This is a genomic window from Candidatus Eisenbacteria bacterium (assembly GCA_035712145.1).
Classification (GTDB): Bacteria; Eisenbacteria; RBG-16-71-46; order RBG-16-71-46; family RBG-16-71-46; genus DASTBI01.
Genome location: DASTBI010000212.1, coordinates 1 through 1,427 on the forward strand (window position 1 = coordinate 1; position 1,427 = coordinate 1,427).

A 1,427-nucleotide genomic window follows, 5' to 3' on the forward strand; every position below is an offset into this window, starting at 1 on the left:
CGTGCTCGAGGACGCCATCGGCGCCCGGAACCTCGAGGCCACGCTCGAGGCCGAGATGACCCCCGAGAACGGCCGCTCGATGATCCGCGCCGACCTTGGCGTCGCCGGGCGCGGCCAGGATGCCGCCCTGCCCCAGACCGCGCACCTGGAGGGCTTCATCGACAATCCCGCCGCACCGCAGGACGGCTTCGATCTCACGCTGTCTAAGCAGCCCTGCTGAAACAGGCCGATGCATCGGGCGTTCTCCTGTCTTTGGGGCAGCGAGGACGGGCGATGGTCGGACGATCGAAGATCAGGGCTGATGGTGACGAGCGTGCGGCATTGCGTCTGCTCGCGCGCTCGGGCCACCGCGCCGAGGCAGATCGCGCACGGGCGATCCTGCTGACGTTGGAGGGCCGGGAGGCGGCAGGGATCGCCGCCGCCTTGGGCGTGCATGTCAGCACCGTGCGGGAATGGCGCGGCCTGTTCGCCGAGGGCGGCACCGCCTCCCTCCAGCGCCGCAAGCCACCGGGCCGGCCGAGCCGGATCGGGATCGCAGCGACAGCGCTGGCCGAGGCCATCCTCGACGAGGACGATCGCCACGATGGCGGCTGGACCCTGCCCCGCCTGCGGGCGGAGATCGAGCGTCGTGGGGGACCGGCGATCTCGGACGGCTGGCTCTCGATCCAGCTGCGCCGAAAGGGTTCACATGGCGCCGGCCGCGGCACACGCTGAAAGGCCGTCAGGATACCGAGGCCGTCGCCGCCAGTCACAGCCGGCTCATGGAGCTGAGGCGGCAAGCCGCCGCGGCGATGATCGACCTTCTCTTCCTCGATGAATCGGAGGCGCGCACCCATCCTTACCTGGCGCATTGCTGGGCCAGGCGCGGCTTGGACCTGCGCATCGAGGCACCGGGTCAGGCAAAACGGCGCGCCATGCTGGGCGCCTTCGATCCGATCCGCGTCGAGCTTCTTGTGCATACCAGCGCCAGCAAATGCTCGACCGATTTCATCGACCTGCTCAACGCGCTCGAAGCCAGCTATGGCGGCGCCACGCGAACCCGGCCGCTGGTCGCTGTGATGGACAATGGCCCGATCCACACCAGCAAGCTCACGACCAAGGCGCTCGCCGAGCGGCCGTGGCTCACCGTCGAATGGCTGCCCAAATATGCGCCGGAGCTGAACGAGATCGAACATTCCTGGCGCGACCTCAAACGCCATCACCTCGCCAATCGTACCTTCATCGACGCCGACGATCTCGACCGCACCATCCACCGTGCGGTCGACCGCCTCAATCGGGAGCGCCAACCTCATCCGTCGGCTTCCTTGCTCAAGGCTGCTTAGGAGCACGCCCGGGGCCGGCTACCAGCGCCTGCCCGCTGCGACGCAGGCCATAGGTTGCATTAGGGAAAGCGGCATGGGCCGCGGGAGCTCGACGTATGGGATCGA

3 protein-coding genes are annotated in these 1,427 nt (G+C 68.4%); all 3 read left to right on the top strand.

What is annotated here, in order from left to right:
• The coding region (locus VFQ05_15135) for a hypothetical protein (GenBank protein ID HET9328099.1) at positions 1–220 on the top strand (220 nt) is incomplete at its 5' end.
• 53 nt (positions 221–273) lie between these two features.
• Positions 274–714 carry a helix-turn-helix domain-containing protein gene (locus VFQ05_15140; GenBank protein ID HET9328100.1) on the top strand — a complete coding sequence of 147 codons (441 nt, stop codon included), beginning with the start codon at positions 274–276 and terminating at the stop codon, positions 712–714.
• Positions 711–1,322, top strand: a complete 612-nt coding sequence (locus VFQ05_15145; GenBank protein HET9328101.1) for an IS630 family transposase — start codon at positions 711–713, stop codon at positions 1,320–1,322. Before VFQ05_15140 ends, VFQ05_15145 begins: the two co-directional genes overlap by 4 nt.
• Positions 1,323–1,427: the final 105 nt, after the last annotated feature.